The following is a 15,394-nucleotide window of genomic DNA, read 5'->3' as shown; positions in this document are numbered from 1 at the left end:
CGGCGGTATCGACCGATTCCGTGTTCCCCAACTCTTTGAGTGGCCCCAAGCGGTGCTGGCGCTAGTTCTGGCCAGTGTACTGTCGGTTACGCACGCTTTCTTGTTTCTATTACGGTGGTTCAGCGCCACCTAACTAGACGTTACTAACGGCGCGGCCCACAGCGGCTGCCATCTTGTCGCTGTCCTCGGCCCGCTGCCGTTTAACGCAATTGGTTCATGTGCTAGTTACAACCAGGACCTCAGCAATCTTAGCCAACGGCGATTCCGCTCTTGCAGGTTAACTATTTACCTTTGATTCGCATCAGCGAAATCCCAAAGTCTCCGGCTGTTCAAACACTACCCGTCAGTCTCGTATCTCTTGCCTTTCCTTACATGCGCGTAATGACAAAGACACGGTGAACATTCCAGAGAGTATTGGACAGCCCGATATTCTCAGAACTACCAGTCTTATCGGAACAGTCATGATGCGCCGCTGGGAGCGGTCAACGATCTGAAGAGAGCCGTTCCGTCTTAACAGCGAACTGTGAAGGTGTGCCTGCCCGGTTCAGGTATTCGAAAATCGAATACTGCACTTCGATAATCAAATAACTTTCCTATCTCTTATTATTAATCTAGAAGCATCCCCTCCCGCCCTGGGAAAATTGCAACCAGCGGAATCCTGAAGGTTATTTGCTTTGGGCAGCTCCTGACACGCCTCGATATTCACTCTGGCATGACCCATGCAAATTACCTACTCAGAGATGCAAGCAGGAGACATCCAGACACGTTAGCCCGGAGACAGTCATGGAACACACCTTGATGGGATGTCTGAACAAAATCTTTGGAAGCAAGGAGAATAACAAACCCATGATGCAGGAATCGATATCCGAAACAGGAAGAAAACCACTTCAGACCCCGGAGAGGACCAAGAAGCGAACAAGCATGACCCGCGTGCTCCAGCCTGCCCACACGATCAGGTTGCGGCCTGAGCGTGTGGACCAGGCAGAATCCGCGCGGCCTCAGGGATTGCTCTCGCTGAGTTCTTCGGGGGTTACGGACAGGGGTCTCGTGCGGGACCATAATGAAGACTGGTACGCGCTGGCGTCGTTCGAAGACAAGTCGCTGTTCGTTGTTGCGGACGGCATGGGAGGACACGACAGCGGTGAGGTGGCGAGCAGGATTGCAGCGGATGCGGTATGCAGGATGGTTCAAGAGGAGCACAAGGAGTATGACGATCTGCTGTCGCTCGTTGAGCGGGCGGCGCAGCAGGCTAATTTTGACGTGCGGCAGCAGGGAACGCGTCAGGGCTCGAACATGGGGACCACGCTCAGCATAGCGCTGGTGTCTCGTGACAAGGCATACGTCGCGAATGTCGGGGACAGCAGGGTCTACTGGATGGAGAACGGGGCCATCACCCAGGTCACGACGGACCATTCCCTCGTGGCGAAGCTTGTGGATGCGGGAAAGCTGACGAAAGAAGAAGCAAGGGACCATCCTCGGGCGAATCTGCTCTATCGCACGATCGGGATAGACGAGGAGGTCAAGGTGGACACGTTCCGGGTCGATCTCCAGAAAGGCGGCACCCTTCTTCTCTGTACCGACGGTCTGTGGGGAGAATTGACGGATGAGGATATCCGGCGCGTATGTACCGAGGAAAGGGATGCAAAGGATGTTGCCTCCCGGCTTGTTCAAAGGGCGAATGAACACGGCGGAAAGGACAACATCACGGCAATCGTGGTGAGGGTGCCGTAAAAGAGAAATGCCGATCGCAAAATTCCGCATGAGCAGATCGTAGCTGGACGCTTCAGACTGCGATGTGAATAAAAAGGAGGTACTTACCATGAAGAACGAATTGAACGTACGATGCATCATGAGCAAAGACGCTCTCCCGGTTACCGGATCAGAGCAGGCCGTCTATGCGCTGGTGGACATCAGGCCGGGCAGCGGGGCCGTGCCGGGGACCATGCCGATGAACATTGCCCTGGTGCTGGACCGAAGCGGCTCCATGGACGGCGAAAAAATGGAGAACATGAAGGAAGCCGTGGGATACGTGGTCGACCATATGAGCGAAAGGGACAGCATTTCGGTCACCATCTTCGACGACCAGGTCGAGACGCTCGTTCCGAACCAGCCCGCGAAGGACCGCGACGGGATCAAGGCAGCGATCGCCCAGGTCATCGCGCGGGGCGGGACCCAGATATCGGACGGGCTCAAGGCCGGGCTGGAAGAACTGAAGAAGGGTTACGGCCAGGACCGCGTCAACAGGGTTCTCCTGCTCACGGACGGCCAGACCTGGGACGACGAGGACGCCTGCCTCAGGCTTGCCGACGAGGCTGGCAAACAGGGCATCGCGATATCGAGCCTCGGCCTGGGAGAGGAGTGGAACGAGAAGCTTCTGCTCCAGATCGCGGAGCGTTCGCGCGGGGATTCGCATTGGATCCAGAACCCCATCGCCATCCTTGATGCGTTCCGCAAAGAGGTGACGGGCATGCAGTCCGTTGCCGCGACGAACCTGAAACTGACGGCGCGGATGAGCCCCGGCGTCAGACCTGCGAAAGTCTACGTCACCCTGCCGATGATCGCCGATGTGAGCGGAAAGGCGATCAAGAACAATGACGTCATGATGGAACTCGGCAGCCTGGACGGCAGGAAAGGCCAGATGGTGCTGATCGAGGCGCGCGTGCCGGCGCACAAGGAAGGCGCTCTTCGTCTCGGCCAGGTGGCGGTCTCCTACGATATCCCGTCACAGGGCGTCAGGAACGAGATCAGCAGGCATGACCTGTCGATCGCATTCTTCGCGGATGCCGCATCGGCTGCGAAGGTGAACGCCGAGGTGATGCATCTCGTCGAGAAGGTGAGCGCATTCAAGCTCCAGACCAGGGCGCTGACCGAGGCGCAGGCGGGCAACATCGCGGCTGCAACGCAGAAGCTCCAGGCGGCGGCCACCGTGCTCCTGAACATGGGCGAAGACGATCTCGCCAAAACGGCGGAGAGGGAAATCCTGGGGCTCAAGAAGACCGGCTCCTTGAGCGCGGCGGGGACCAAGAAGCTCGAGTATGGAACAAGGAAACTCACGCAGACGATGACGGGGATGAAGCCGTGAGGAGTGAGGCAAGCAGCAAACCACAGAGGCCACAGAGGATTATCACGTACGCATGAGGACACTTGGCGAGTACGCAGAGCGAGGAACACGGAGATGCCTTACCCCTGATTCAGGAAGTCTCAGTGTGCTCTGTGGTTCGCAGTTAGACAATACGCGACAAAAAAGGAGGATACTGTCATGAAATGCAAAGAATGTCAGATGGAGAACATTGAAGGTGCGCTCTTTTGCGAAGAGTGCGGAGCAAAACTGGAAGAGCGGTCCGAGATCCTCGGGTTAGAAATGGAGACAAGCGGGCCGAAGCTGGTGTTCGCCTCTCCGGAGGGGAGCACGCTGGACATTCCCGCCAAGGACGAAGTCATGATCGGCAGGGAAGATCCCATCAGTGAGGTGTTTCCCGACGTGGACCTGACCAACCTCGGAGGCCTGGAGAAGGGCGTGTCCCGGAAGCATGCGGTCATCCACCACGCGGGCGCAGACTACATGGTCGAGGACATGGGGTCCACGAACGGGACGTTCATCAACAAGAAGCGCATTCAGCCCCATGCGCCCGAGACGATCAAGCCCGGAGACGAGGTCAGGTTCGGCAAACTGTCGCTGTCCGTGAAGGCAGCATAGGGGAATGCGGACTGAGGGACATGGTGACAGGGCGACGGGAGTGAAGAGCCAAAATGAAACGGCCCTAGAAACCGTCGCTCCGTCTCACCGTCGTCCCTTCCCCGCGTCTGTATTCAGGAAGGAGGGTGCAAAATGTCTACCATGACAAAAATAATTCTGTATGCGATCACGGGCGCTCTCGGCGGCTCGGCCGCGTGGGCGTTCATTCTCGCGGTGTCATCCAGGTCCGCAGGGGGCTTGCTGACCGAAACGATGCTCGGGGGCCTTGCCGGCCTGTTCATCGGCGGGTTCCTGTGGAGCCATGAGTCGATCACGGGCAGACAGTACAAGGTCGCGGCCAAACGCGCAGGCCTCGGCGCGGTCTCGGGTTTCCTGGGCGGTGCGGCCGGCGCCGCCTTGGGCAGCACTACCTTCAAGACCCTCGGCAGGATCGTTGCAGACGCCGGCGGGTTCAAGGCATCCATGGGCGTGGCTCTGGCCGTTGCCCTGGGGTGGGCGATCCTGGGCGCTGTTGCTGGTCTGTCCGGGGGCGTCATGATCCGCTCGCGGGAACGGGCCCTGTACGGGCTTTTGGGAGGCGCGCTCGGCGGCCTGGTCGGCGGGCTCCTGTTCTATGAGCTTTCGGCGACCTCGATCTGGTCGACCCTTGCAGGGCTTTCCCTGCTCGGCCTGTCCATCGGCGCCTTCATCAGCCTGGTCGAGGAGGCGTTTGTGTCCGCGAAAGTGAAGGTCGTCAAGGGACGGCACATCGGAAGAGAGTTCCCGCTCCTTAAGGACGTGAGCGTGGTGGGCAGGGACGACCGCTCGGATATCTGCCTCTCCGGCGCGGAAGGCGTGGGACTTCAGCATGCGGCCATCATGCGGACGAACGGGCACTTCTCGATCGAAACCGAAAAGGACGGCAACCTGTACGTGAACGAGAAGCTGATCAAAAGCGCCAGGCTTGCGGACGGCGACGTGATCAGGGTCGGGAGCATCCTGCTCCTTTTCTCGGCCGTGAAGAAAGCGGCAGCCGCGCTTATCATTGTTCTTCTCGGAGCTTCGATATCGGGGCTGTCCGCATCTTCGGCACTTGCAGGAGAGCCCGCAACGGTCCGGATCAGCCAGTTCGACCTTGCCGGGTTCCCAACGGTCAAGGCGTATGTGTCCGCCCTGGACGCGGAGGGCAAGCCGGCGCGCGGATTGACCAGAGAAGGCATGACGCTTTCGGAGAATGGCCGTTCGATCAAGATCGATTCGATGAACGGCGTTGACGGCTCGCCTCAGCCGTTCAGCTTCGGCATCGTCCTCGACCGGAGCGGGTCCATGGAGGGCGAGAAGATCAAGCGGGCCAGGGAATCGGTCCTTCGGTTCCTTTCGCTCATGGAGCCCGGCGACCGCGCTTCGTTCATTACGTTCAGCGACAAAGTGGAACTGAAGGAAGGCCTGACGGACAACATCGCGCTGCTCAAACAGGACACGGAAGCCGTCAAGGCCGGGGGCCACACGGCGCTGTTCGATGCCATCGCAGCTGGCGTGGCAACGGTGCAGGGGGTGCCCGGCAGGAGGGCGGTGATCGTACTGACCGACGGTAAGGCAAACCGGGGAACACTTGACATCAACCAGGCGGTCGTGGCGGCGATCAAGGCGAATGTCTCCCTGTACGTGATCGGCCTGGGCAGGGACGTGCGCGCGGCAAGGCTTGAGGGAATCGCGGAGCAGAGCGGGGGGGTCTACTTCTTTACCCCTACGCCGGACGGTCTTGCCGAGATCTACCAGACCATCAGCAAACGGATCCGCAATGAATACATCATCACCTATCGGACCGGGGAGCGGGGCGACTATCTCAGGAGCGTGTCGCTCACGCTCAAGAACGGCCCGCAGGCAACGCGCGCGTACTTCCAGCCCGAGTCGTCCCTGTTCGGCGCAACCGGAGGCGTACCGGGCTGGGCATTCGGCGTATCGCTTGCGAGCGTTCTCGTGCTCGTCGGGATCTCGCTCAGGAAGGTAGAACAACAGTACCGGACCGCCCATCTGAGCCTCGTGCGCGGACGGGGGACGAAGAAGGACATCGACATCGACGCGAACGTTACCATCGGCAGGGACGAGCGCAATGAGCTCGGCCTGTTCCGGGACAGCGACGTCGAGCAGCAGCACGCCGAGATCATGAAGGAGAACGGACAGTACGTCATCGAGGACAAGGGGTCCCGCGCGGGGACGTTCGTGAACAAAAACAGGGTCGCGGGCAGAAAGGTCCTTGCGGACGGAGACGTCATCAACGTGGGCCGTACGACGATCGTCTTCAGCAGCGAGACCAGGAGGACCTGCGCGGGATGCGGCAGCCCTGTCAGCGCGAACGCGAGGTTCTGCGTAAAGTGCGGCGTGAAGGCGGCATAGGCAGTATCCAAAACCGTCATTCCGGGCTTGACCCGGAATCCAGTGGCTTGAGACGGGACCCTGGATTCCTGCTTTCGCAGGAATGACGTATGCTGACATTTGACAAAACGACAATGAAACGCCTTCTCAAAAACAGGTACGAAATAACCGGCGTCCTCGGACAAGGCGGGATGGGGTGCGTGTACAAGGTCGCGGACCGTTCACGGGGAGGCATGGTTCTGGCCGTCAAGGAGCTCCACCCGGGCAAGCTGTCCCCGGACAAGGCGCGCGAAGCCGTGGTCCAGTTCCAGACCGAGGCCAGGATACTGACGCGCTTCAGCCACCCGAACCTTCCGAAGGTCTTCGATTACTTTACGGAGGCCGGCGCCTACTACATCGTCATGGAATACATCCGGGGCAGGACGCTCGAGAAGATCCTCGACGGCCGCCGCGGAAAGCCGGTGGATGAGAAGCTGGCCCTTTCCTGGGCGCTCCAGATCAGCAGGGCGGTGCACTTCCTGAGCGTGCAAAGACCGAGGCCGGTCGTGTTCCGGGACCTCAAGCCCTCGAACATCATGATCGACCGGGTCGGCAGGGTGAAGCTCATCGACTTCGGCATTGCGCGTTTTTTCAAGGAGGACAAGATCGAGGACACCTACGTGTACGGCACGCCCGGGTATGCCGCGCCCGAACAGTACGGCGTCGGCCAGACCGACGTGCGGTCGGACATCTTCTCGCTCGGCGCGACCATGCACCACTGCCTTACGGGAAGGAGCCCCGCCGAAGACCCGCATCATTTCCCCGATCCCCGGCGTGTGAACCGGAAGCTGAGCCGCGAGACCGCAGCCGTCATCACGAAAGCGCTGGCGCCGGACAGGGACAAGCGTTTCCAGAGCGCCCATGAGATGAAGGCCGCGATCCAGAAGGTCCTGCTCGCCCTGTCGATACCGGCCAGGAGAAGGGGGGACGTCATCTACGCCAGGCCGGGGAAGATGATCAGGCTCCCGTGGTGGAAAAAGGTCTCCTGGGTGAGCGTGCCGGTGATGGCCCTCGGCCTGAGCGGCACCACGGGGACCCTTTCAACGGACGATCTCTGGATAGCGCCGAAGCCCGCAACCTTCGGCACGGATGCATCGTGGATCCTCTTCCGGGTAAAAGGCAGGCTGCTGAAGCCGGGCAGGGAGTACCGGCCCCGCATCATTGTCAAGACGGACGCGGGCGTCCTGCGGCCGCAGCTCCTGTTCAAGAGGCAGTGGCCGTGGCTGCTGATCAATGCGGTTGCTATTGCGCTTGCGGCGGCAATGGCGGCGATGGTGATGACGCCGGGTTGTTTCTTCCGGCTGGGGTAGGAACGCGGGCCATGTGGTCGTGGAGGACACTTAGTAAGACAGGTCCTACCAGGGAAGTTCACGATGCTTTTCTTTTTTCTGCACCCCGGTTCACAGGTCCGCGCAGGCATGCGTTGCGGTTACTGCTACTCAGCCTTTTCGGGCATCGCAGCACTTCCCCTCGCGCGGAACAGCGGGCTCGGACGTGTCTGCCTGGCTTTGTGATGGTTCCGGTCATAACAGCTGGCGCATGCTTATGCGCGTACCTGTTCACGGGATGCAGGGGCCTCTGAAAGGCAAAGGTCTTGTTTCTTTACCCAAACCCCGCATGTCCCCGGAGCGGCCCTACGAATTTCTTGGGCACCCGTCTTGGCCTAAGGAAGCGTCCCGGCAGGGCGGACGCGCATGTCTGAGGCCGCAGGCCGAGTTTGCGCTGCCGAGCGGACGTGGCCCTGGACGGGTCAAGAAATTCGTTCAGGCTACGAAGGGGATATGCAAAAGAAATTCAATTCTTCTGAGAAAGAGGAAAGTATCCGCTCAAAAGGGAGAAGATGTAAAAAAGGAATGGTCTTAGAACAATTTCATGGAAAGGTGGTGTCTTTCACAGGCGGCTGTATTTGATTTTCTTTGCGTCTTTGCGTCTTTGCGCGATAAACCGCCTTTTGCTCTTACATCCCGTACTTCTTCATTTTCTCGTACAGGGTGGAGTAGGCTATGCCGAGCTGTTTCGCGGCCTCGGTCTTGTTGCCCGCCGTGGACCTGAGCGTGGCAAGGATCGCCGCTTTCTCGATCTCTTCGAGCGTCTTTCCGCTCAGGCCCTCGAGGGTCGCGGTCTTCTTCCCCTGCGAGAGGAAGAGGTCCCTGACCTCGATCCGCTTGCCGTCGCTCAGCGCCGAGGCCCTCTCGAGGACGTTCCTGAGCTCCCGCACGTTGCCCGGCCAGGAGTAGGCGGCGAGGGCCGCCGCGGCCTCGGAAGAAAGGTCAATGACTTTCTTGTCCGTGCCTTCAGAGATGCCTGCCAGGAGGCGCTTCGCGATCAGCCCGATGTCCTCCTTCCGCTTGCGAAGGGGCGGAAGCTGGATGCTGACCGCCGAGAGCCTGTAGTAGAGGTCCTCACGGAACCTGCCGGCTTTCACTTCTTTCTCGAGGTCCCGGTTCGTGGCCGCGATGACGCGAACGTTCACCCTCGCGGACCGCTCCGCGCCCACGCGCTTCACTTCGCGCTGGTCCAGCGCGCGCAGGAGCTTGGGCTGGAGCGGGGGCGCAAGCTCGCCGATCTCGTCCAGGAACAGCGTGCCGTTGTCGGCGAGTTCGAAGGCGCCCTGGCGGGATTTCACCGCGTCGGTGAACGCCCCTTTTTCGTGGCCGAAGAGCTCGCTTTCGATCAGGGTGGGCGCCGCGGCGCCGCAGTCGAACACCACGAAGGGCGCCGTTGCCCTGCGGCTGTGATCGTGAATGGCCCGCGCTGCGAGCTCCTTGCCCGTCCCGGTCTCGCCCTGAATGAGCACGGTCATGTCGGCCGGGGATACGCGCTCGAGGATGCCGAAGACCTCGCGCATGGAAGCCGTGGCGCCGAGCAGCTCGCCGAAGTGGTCGCGCGAACTGCGCGGGACCTCGACGCGCTCCTCGATGGGCGAGAAGATCATCTCGGTCTGGCCCAGACGAATAACGGCGCCGGGCGAGAGATACCCCTCCCGGACCCTCACGCCGTTCATGAACGTCCCGTTCGTGCTTCCCTCGTCCTTGAGGACGTAGCCGGCTGCGGTTTCCTCGACCACGGCGTGCCTGCGCGAGACCGTGGGGTCGGTGAGCACGAGGCTGCTCTCCGGAAGCGTGCCGATGGTGACGACCGGGTCGTGGACCATTACTTCTTTTCCCTCATCCCTCCCCGCGGTGACCACGAACCGGGCTTTCTTGAAGATCAGCGGTTTCTGGTCCAGGCCTGCAAGCACTTCGGTCTGGTCCGGTCTTCTCGATGTGGTTGAGGTTTTTTTACCGGCTTTCTTCATCGTGTTATTTTAGCATACCGTGGAAGAAGAAGGAACGGGAAAACCGGTTGTACCTGAAAGACCTGGCTTTTTGACCTTGACGGATACCCGGGACCGGCCTATCATTCATACTGAGCGGGTACGATGAAGAGGGGAATAGGACGGAAATTGATCAGACCGCGCACTCTAACCAGAATGCGGCTTGACCGCCTTTCTCCATCCCGTGATCAAGGACAAGCATCATGCAGAGACAGATAAAAGACGAGTACGAGATCGTCACGGAGATCGGCTCCGGCGGCATGGCCACGGTGTACAAGGCCGTCCAGAAGTCCCTCGACCGGCTGGTTGCCATCAAGGAACTGAAGAGGTCCTTTCATGCGGACCGCCAGATCGTGAAGCGTTTCGAACGCGAAAGCCGCGTTGCCGCGTCTCTCCAGCACGAGAACATCGTCCACATCTACGATTACTGGAAGAGACCGCACTACGCCATCGTGATGGAGTACGTCGACGGGACCACGCTGGCCGATGTCATCGACAAGACAGGGGCCCTGCCCGTCGATGTGGGGATCATGATCGCCGTCCAGGTGGGCTCCGCCCTCGACTATGCCCACATGCGCGGACTCGTGCACCGCGACATCAAGCCGTCGAACATCATGATCAAGCGGAACGGAGAAGTGAAGCTCATGGACTTCGGGATCGCCCAGGGCAGGAACCACGAGGCCCTGACCTCGCCGGGCACGTCCATCGGCACGCCCGCCTACATGTCCCCGGAGCAGATCCTCGGACAGCCGCTCGACGTCCGGTCGGACATCTTCTCCTTCGGCGTCGTGCTGTACGAGATGTTCACGGGCGTCAAGCCCTTCAAGGACGACGATGCCCGCCCGGTCACGGCAAAGATCGTCAAGGACAAGTTCCTTTCTCCGCGCAGCGTGAATGATGAGATTCCGCGCCGCCTCCAGTGGCTCATCAAGAAGTGCCTCAGAAAAAAGCCGACCCGGAGATACGGGTCGGTCCTCGAGGTCCAGAGAAAGCTGGGTAAGCGCCTCGCGGGCAGGACCACGAAAGCGGCTTCCCTGCTCAGGATCTCGGACTACCTCGTGACGCGCAACCTGTTTGAGGCAGCGCCGGAGCACGAGACCCTGCTGGTTCCGCTGAGGGGGACCCAGTCAAGCTGGACGAACGCATTCATCGGTGTTGCCCTCGTACTGCTCATGGCAGCTGCGGGTTTTGGTGTCTACTACTACCGGTCAATGATTTCGTGGCCGTTTGGCCATTCTCCGGTCATGCATCAGGAGCAACCGAAGACTACGACGGGGACCACACCGACAATCCAGCCGAAAAACAGCGAGGGGCTGACCAGCTCTCCGGCCGGTACCGGACAGATGGCATCCTCGCCCTCCTCATCGATGACGGGAACGACGGAGAAAAAGAGTGGCAGGTGACCTGAATGTTTGGAACCGGCAGGTGGATGCCCAGGATAACAATTCCTGACGTTGCAGCGCGATAGGAACACAATTCCCCGTCCGGGGCGGATTTTCGGAAACCGCATTGCAGGAAAAAGCTAGTGTGGCAAAAGGAAGATGGGGCCCGGACGTGAAATTGTAGTTAATCCGATGCGGCAGGGTCAAAGGCACAGAACTGAAAAGCATATAATATTAGATGCCACGCAACCAGTGCACGGAAGAGAAGAAGCATCTAATAGTAGATGCTTGCATATAGTATTATATACCGGTATCTAATATTAGATGCCGGAGTTCGTCCCACTAATCACTGGTTAGTTTCTGAAGAAGGGGCAAAAGGTGACATTAATTGAATTAGAGCGATCATTGCCGAATGGCTTCCATGATGCCCATATCAATAGCTTCTCTGTAGATTATGTCAAAAGAGAAGCAACAATAACCCTTGATGTTCTGGTTGGCAGCCCGGATGGAAAGAACGAAATTGAACGGGAAGCATACAGAAAATGCATTTTGAAGCTGACTGGGCTCGAATATTTTATCATTGATCCGCCCGATACGACCTATAACTACACTAAGCCCGGTACACCGTGGATTGATGCTAGCCCTTTAGAATCAGCGAAATTGAATTCGAACATAAAACTACCTCCCCTTCAGTCTGAAAATGCTTTTGCATATCTGTTCTTCGTGCAAGATTGGAATTCATCATTTTATGTTGCAGCAACCGATTCGAGTTTAAAGTGGTTTTCGGAACCATTTATTCCATAACCCGTAGAAGAAATCAATAACCGGAGTCACCATGGCGCTCGACTTTCAATCGAGATATCAAAAACTACGAAAGAAGCTTGAAGATGATCATTATGAGCTTCAGCCAAGTTTCGATGACTTGTTTAAATGGGTCGATGATTTCATGGCGTCGGAGGATGCATCAGATTTAGAAAAAGAATTTTACTTGCTTCTAAATCAATTCCCTGGCGATCACCAGCCGTATTTCGTTGTTCCACATGAACGAGTTCTTATTGAAAATAAGTTTGACTATAGTCCGCCACCTTTTCTCGAATATGAAATAGATTTTGCCGTGTATGGCGGTACAAGACATAACCCTGTCAAGATAGCCTTGGAATGTGATGGCCTTAGATCACACAGAAACCGGCATAGTCTCAAGGATAGAAGAAAGGACGTGAATCTCCAGCTATCTGGCTGGCTTGTCATCAGACATCCTGGGCACGAGATTCATGCGGAAATCGAAAAGTGGGAGAAGGAAGAGACATTTATTTCAGAACTGGCAATGTCACTTGATTACGTTATCAAGAATGCGCTTAACTTGATAAGCCACGAAACATACGTGATTAACGAAGTGCGAAGCAAATTGACGGGATATAGTTGGGGGCTCGTTGAATGCAGTCATTGTGGTTTTACTCAGCATGACATATTGAATCACAAAACAATATTGTGCCGTAAATGCAAAAAGAAATATCTCAGAGATCGATCCAAAGACACTGCGGGCACTTCTGAATATGAGGGGCTAATTTTATTCCCGTAAAACTAACATGGCGCTCGACAGCGACGCGCCAAGGTCGGCGCGTCAGCGCCGCGTTGTATTTCAGATAAACAATAATGAGGTAGCCATATGATACTTCGTGTTAAAAACATAAAGATGATAATCATTCTTTTTATGTTGACTGTCTGGTTTGGATGTCAAGCAGTTGCTTCTGAGGAAAGAATTTACATTGAAGAAGGCAAAGTTGGTGACATCGCAATTGGCATGAACATATCAAGCCTTATGAAGAAATATCCTGCAGGATTTAATAAAACGTTCATTCAAAGTGAAGGCGACCAGGAACCAGCTTATATATATCGATTTAATAACGGCAAATCAATAATACTGGAAGTGAATGAAGAGAAAGGCAGAAAAGATACAAATGTTATTTGGCTTATCAGTGTCGACGACCCTTATTTTAAAACAAATAAAGGCATCGGTGTAGGCAATACATTCACTGAAGTTAAAAAGGCATATCCTAATGCTGCATTTTCTGCCACACAAGAAGAAAGCATTGGATTAAATGAAAATGGCCTCTGGTTTTCATTTGATATTTCTCAAGTAAAACGTGAGTGGTGGCTGCAAAAAGAAAAAGATATAAGTGCCTTAAATAATATCAAGGTTAATGTGATTACGATATTTCAAAGACCAAAATGATTTTTTCTTCCAACCACGCCGTCGAGTGGGTCGAGAAGCACGCCCCTCACGGCGGCGTTGTCTTGAACTAAACGATAGTATCGTATATGAAATACAAAGATTTCTAGAGACGTTCTTGTAGTTTATATCAGCGATTTCTTATACTGAAAAGGTGTGAGTATGGAGAATGATGATCGAAGTGATCAAATAAAAAAGAAAACTGCGGCTCGCGATGGTTTTTTCATACATCTTCTCATTTATCTTCCTGTGATGTCGATCTTGATATTTATCAATATATTTACTGCGGATGACTATTACTGGTTCAAATGGCCATTGATTGGGTGGGGCGCTATCCTAATATATCATGCATTTCGCGTGTTTAATCCTAAAATGGGCTATCGTCCATAGTCACCGCTCAGATAGAACAATGTAGTATAAACAAAAATGATTACAACCAGCGGGTCGAGAACGACGCGCAGAAAAGGCACGTCTCACCCGGGAGTTAGTTTTTGACGAAAGGGTCTTAAAGGAGATAACCCTTATGACATTCAGGGTAAAAAAGAACATTTTATATTCAGTCAGTACTCTGTCCTTTATTTCATGGGTTCTATTTATTTACCTGTACTACTTCTATTTTCAAAATGGAGCACCGACGAAACCCAATCCAATTACAGGTCAAATCTATCAAGTCAATAATCACGGCTACTACTTTTATCTAACGCTAAGGCAAAAAACAATCGCATTCACCCCATGTATCATAGCGGTTGTTTCCTTCTGTCTGGGGGCGATATTGGAAAAGCGTTGGAAAGTATACAAGCAGATTTATGGCGAGCCACGAAAGCCGATGCTTTAACGCGCGGATATCAAAACTAACCTTCGAGTCGAGACCGCCGCGATTAGTCCTTGAGGAAAGAGAATATGAAACGGAAATTGCTGACACTGTTCGTGTCGATATTATTCTTAACTGCGATCCAAACGTCAGAAGCAAGTGAGTGCGGCAAGTTTCCAGATAAAGGATTTGAAGGCCCGGACATGTCTGCCTTCACAGGGCAATATTCAAATCCAAACTATTTGTATGGGGTGACGATCCCCAAAGGACTTGTAGGCCATTCTTCTCCTCCATCATACCCACAACATGGATTCGGTATTGTTTTATCGTGGGACCCGCGCGCATATATTTTCTTCGACAGTAGCGCAAATTCGCTCGAGTATAAAACTCTTGATGAAGCCATAAAGGACCATATTAAATATACGGAAGAGAAGGCTAGCAAAATACTGAGTACGAATATCTCGACTGGTGCTCTTGGCAAAGTAACCGCGAAGCAATTGACGGTGCACTATACATGCAAAGAAGATCCAACAGAAAGAATCGACATCGCGATCTTGTCTTTACGAAGCAACAATTCTCTGATTGATAGCGCTGAGTTGACAACGACAACAGATCGTCTCCGTGGTGACTTGAAGATATTCGAAGAGATGACCAAAACGTGGCATACGACGGGCAAATACTAATCGAGACCAACATGAGCGTCCACGGCGACGCGCCAGAAGCCGGCGCGTGACGCTCGCGTTATACGAATACCATAAGGAGCGCAGATATATGGCAAACCTAAGCACGTTTAGCACAATTGAGGAAAAGGTAAAAAAATATAAAGAAGACTTCAGTTTAGATAAGCTCAGCGATGCCTTTGAGTGGATTGCATTGGAAGCTATTCTGAATCTAAACGAAGATGAGATTGAAGACGCTATTACTGATGGATCAATGGATGGCGGAATTGATGCCGTATATATAAGTGACCGCGATGTCCATATCTTCAATTTCAAGTATGCTGAAACGTTTGAGAAGTCAAAAGCCAATTTCCCGGAGATAGAAATAGATAAGCTTTTGGTAACTATGGGACGAATATATGAGCGAGCGATCAAAGAGAAAGATGTTAACCCTCTTTTGTGGGATAAGATAGTTGAGATTTGGGAACTATACAAATCAGGCACATTATATTTTAAATACCACCTCTGCTCGAATAAAGAAAAGCCCATAGAACAAGCGCGTTCTAAATTTGAAGGAGGATTAAACAAATATAAACATGTAGAATACTTTTATTATGACCAAGAAGATATTGTTCAAAAGATATTGGAGAAGAAATACCCGAAGATCAGCGGAAAAGTGCGCTTCGTCGACAAACAATATTTTGATAGAAGTGATGGGCCATTAAAAGGCATCGTCGCCACTATCTACGCTGCCGACCTAATAGATCTGGTGAAGGATCCTACCAACCCAGACAATATAAACGAAAACGCATTTAATGAAAATGTCCGCGTTTATCTAAAACTCAAGAATCCCATTAATCAAGGCATTTACGAAACAGCCCTTGACGATAAGAACTACGAATTCT

Annotated in this window: 12 protein-coding genes; 11 read left to right on the top strand and 1 reads right to left on the bottom strand. The window is 54.5% G+C overall.

The window, feature by feature from the left end:
- Positions 1-783 precede the first annotated feature (783 nt).
- The 5 genes from VL197_04050 to VL197_04030 all read left to right on the top strand — a co-directional run bounded on the left by VL197_04050 (position 784) and on the right by VL197_04030 (position 7,401).
- Positions 784-1,731, top strand: a complete 948-nt coding sequence (locus VL197_04050; protein ID HUJ17144.1) for a Stp1/IreP family PP2C-type Ser/Thr phosphatase — start codon at positions 784-786, stop codon at positions 1,729-1,731.
- Between the two features lie 88 nt (positions 1,732-1,819).
- Positions 1,820-3,082 carry a VWA domain-containing protein gene (locus VL197_04045; protein HUJ17143.1) on the top strand — a complete coding sequence of 421 codons (1,263 nt, stop codon included), beginning with the start codon at positions 1,820-1,822 and terminating at the stop codon, positions 3,080-3,082.
- A gap of 177 nt (positions 3,083-3,259) precedes the next feature.
- Positions 3,260-3,697, top strand: coding sequence for an FHA domain-containing protein (locus tag VL197_04040; protein ID HUJ17142.1), 438 nt, complete (start codon positions 3,260-3,262; stop codon positions 3,695-3,697).
- Positions 3,698-3,829: 132 nt separating this feature from the next.
- Positions 3,830-6,073: a VWA domain-containing protein gene (locus VL197_04035; protein HUJ17141.1), complete on the top strand. Its 2,244-nt coding sequence runs from the start codon at positions 3,830-3,832 to the stop codon at positions 6,071-6,073.
- 89 nt (positions 6,074-6,162) lie between these two features.
- Positions 6,163-7,401, top strand: a complete 1,239-nt coding sequence (locus VL197_04030) for a serine/threonine-protein kinase (protein ID HUJ17140.1) — start codon at positions 6,163-6,165, stop codon at positions 7,399-7,401.
- A gap of 647 nt (positions 7,402-8,048) precedes the next feature.
- On the opposite strand, the gene VL197_04025 is transcribed toward VL197_04030, so the two are convergent.
- Positions 8,049-9,389 (bottom strand): sigma 54-interacting transcriptional regulator, encoded by a 1,341-nt coding sequence (locus tag VL197_04025; GenBank protein ID HUJ17139.1) that lies wholly within the window; start codon positions 9,387-9,389, stop codon positions 8,049-8,051.
- A gap of 221 nt (positions 9,390-9,610) precedes the next feature.
- Here VL197_04025 and VL197_04020 point away from each other — a divergent pair, with 221 nt between their 5' ends.
- The 6 genes from VL197_04020 to VL197_03995 all read left to right on the top strand — a co-directional run.
- Positions 9,611-10,810, top strand: coding sequence for a serine/threonine-protein kinase (locus tag VL197_04020; GenBank protein ID HUJ17138.1), 1,200 nt, complete (start codon positions 9,611-9,613; stop codon positions 10,808-10,810).
- Between the two features lie 357 nt (positions 10,811-11,167).
- Positions 11,168-11,593 carry a hypothetical protein gene (locus tag VL197_04015; GenBank protein ID HUJ17137.1) on the top strand — a complete coding sequence of 142 codons (426 nt, stop codon included), beginning with the start codon at positions 11,168-11,170 and terminating at the stop codon, positions 11,591-11,593.
- Between the two features lie 31 nt (positions 11,594-11,624).
- Positions 11,625-12,368, top strand: a complete 744-nt coding sequence (locus tag VL197_04010; GenBank protein ID HUJ17136.1) for a hypothetical protein — start codon at positions 11,625-11,627, stop codon at positions 12,366-12,368.
- An 87-nt stretch (positions 12,369-12,455) separates the two neighbouring features.
- Positions 12,456-13,022, top strand: a complete 567-nt coding sequence (locus tag VL197_04005; protein ID HUJ17135.1) for a hypothetical protein — start codon at positions 12,456-12,458, stop codon at positions 13,020-13,022.
- Between the two features lie 897 nt (positions 13,023-13,919).
- Positions 13,920-14,513, top strand: coding sequence for a hypothetical protein (locus VL197_04000; GenBank protein ID HUJ17134.1), 594 nt, complete (start codon positions 13,920-13,922; stop codon positions 14,511-14,513).
- An 88-nt stretch (positions 14,514-14,601) separates the two neighbouring features.
- On the top strand, positions 14,602-15,394 hold a 793-nt coding region (locus VL197_03995; protein ID HUJ17133.1), incomplete at its 3' end, for an abortive phage infection protein.

It is taken from the genome of Nitrospirota bacterium (genome assembly GCA_035516965.1).
Lineage (GTDB): Bacteria > Nitrospirota > UBA9217 > UBA9217 > UBA9217 > MHEA01.
The sequence above is the reverse complement of the archived record's forward strand: the minus strand, read 5'-3'. Positions and strand labels throughout refer to the sequence as shown.

Coding starts and splice junctions, on each gene's coding strand:
- VL197_04005 (HUJ17135.1), top strand. CDS start 12,456: ATGATACTTCGTGTTAAAAACATAAAGATGATAATCATTCTTTTTATG.
- VL197_04040 (HUJ17142.1), top strand. CDS start 3,260: ATGAAATGCAAAGAATGTCAGATGGAGAACATTGAAGGTGCGCTCTTT.
- VL197_04000 (HUJ17134.1), top strand. CDS start 13,920: ATGAAACGGAAATTGCTGACACTGTTCGTGTCGATATTATTCTTAACT.
- VL197_04025 (HUJ17139.1), bottom strand. CDS start 9,389: ATGAAGAAAGCCGGTAAAAAAACCTCAACCACATCGAGAAGACCGGAC.
- VL197_04035 (HUJ17141.1), top strand. CDS start 3,830: ATGTCTACCATGACAAAAATAATTCTGTATGCGATCACGGGCGCTCTC.
- VL197_04020 (HUJ17138.1), top strand. CDS start 9,611: ATGCAGAGACAGATAAAAGACGAGTACGAGATCGTCACGGAGATCGGC.
- VL197_04050 (HUJ17144.1), top strand. CDS start 784: ATGGAACACACCTTGATGGGATGTCTGAACAAAATCTTTGGAAGCAAG.
- VL197_04010 (HUJ17136.1), top strand. CDS start 11,625: ATGGCGCTCGACTTTCAATCGAGATATCAAAAACTACGAAAGAAGCTT.
- VL197_04045 (HUJ17143.1), top strand. CDS start 1,820: ATGAAGAACGAATTGAACGTACGATGCATCATGAGCAAAGACGCTCTC.
- VL197_04030 (HUJ17140.1), top strand. CDS start 6,163: ATGCTGACATTTGACAAAACGACAATGAAACGCCTTCTCAAAAACAGG.